1 protein-coding gene is annotated in these 1,472 nt (G+C 56.2%); it reads left to right on the top strand.

Translation table 11 applies throughout. The features are described from left to right. Positions 1-399: 399 nt before the first annotated feature. Positions 400-1,472 (top strand): IS110 family RNA-guided transposase (locus tag F560_RS0122045; RefSeq protein WP_019007872.1); only part of this gene is annotated, 1,073 nt, incomplete at its 3' end.

Genomic DNA, 1,472 nt, shown 5'->3' with positions numbered 1-1,472 from the left:
CCTCGTATAGTATTTTTCGAAGGCAGTTGTGAGTCTATTTCCAGTCCCAAAGGGGACTGGAAGCCGCCTTCAAAATTTCCAGCCAGCTCCTTTGAAAATTGCAGTCAGGGACTGGACTTTCCGGCATGTCTCCGGACAATGGAACTTAGGGTCCATTCGGGGAAATTCGTCTCACTCCTGTAGCTGCGTCTACATCTGAAGTCTGTTTCTCCGGCTCTCGCTCGAACTTCTTACCCGCTGGCTGTTCCCTTCGGCAACCCATGCCCGACGGTAGCAGCGTCGGGGCAGCTCATGGCCCGAAGCGAGTTCTCATACGCGAGGGTGACTGATCGGCGAGTGCGCCGGAGGCATCCCGGAGAGTCTGTTCCCTGAATCCCTCGGAGAAAGGAGGAATTCCACTTGAAGCTGTTTGTCGGTATTGACGTCAGTTCGGAAGAACTGGAAGCGTGTTTCATGAACCCGGAAGGCGATACGCTCGAGACACTGAAGGTAAAAAACGATCTGAACGGTGCTTCGCGCCTGCGCGACCGCATCGTCGCCGCATCGGACAAGCTGTCGTCTTCCGAGATCCATATCGGACTTGAAGCAACCTCAGTCTACAGCTGGCATCCGGCCATGTACCTGCATGAGGATGAATCGCTCAGACAGCGGAACACCAAGGTGTTTACCATCAATCCGAAACTCATTAACAAGTTCAGGGAAGCCTACGCCGATCTGGACAAGACTGATCGTATCGATGCCTGGATCATCGCAGATCGTCTGCGTTTCGGCAGGCTTACCACGACCATCGTCATGCAGGAACAGTACATCGCGCTCCAACGGCTGACCCGTATGCGGTTCCATTTGGTCCATAACCTGACGCGCGAAAAGCAGTACTTCCTGCAGAATCTGTTTTACAAATGCAACGCCTTTCGTTCCGAGGTCGACAGCAGCGTCTTCGGCCATGCCATCATGGAGATGCTCTCGGAGAAGTACAGCCTTGACGAAATCGCGGGCATGGAGGTCGCCGACCTGGCCGACTATCTTAAGGAGAAGGGAAAGAACCGTTTCCCTGATCCCGAGCATGTCGCCCGGTGCATTCAGAAAGCCGCCCGGGCCTCGTACCGCCTTTCCAAGGTCGTCGAGGATTCCATCGATCTGGTGCTCGGCACGTCGATTCAGGCCATCCGAAGCATCCAGAGCCAGCTCAAGGAGCTCGACAAGGCGATCGAACGCATTCTGGCCGGCATTCCCGACGCCAAATGCCTTCGCTCCATTCCGGGCATCGACCGGGTGTACGCCGCCGGCATTCTGGCGGAGATCGGCGACATCGACCGGTTCAGCGATCAAGCCGCTGTGGCCAAGTACGCCGGTCTCACCTGGCGTAGGCATCAGTCCGGCCCGTTTGAGGCTGAGGATACCAAACGCATTCGTTCCGGCAACCGATTCCTGCGGTACTACCTGGTTGAAGCTGCCAACTCGGTGAAAAACCG

Origin of the sequence: Cohnella laeviribosi DSM 21336 (genome assembly GCF_000378425.1) — a bacterium.
Classification (GTDB): domain Bacteria; phylum Bacillota; class Bacilli; order Paenibacillales; family Paenibacillaceae; genus Cohnella; species Cohnella laeviribosi.
Note: the sequence above shows the minus strand (reverse complement) of the source record. Positions and strands in the feature narration are given on the sequence as shown.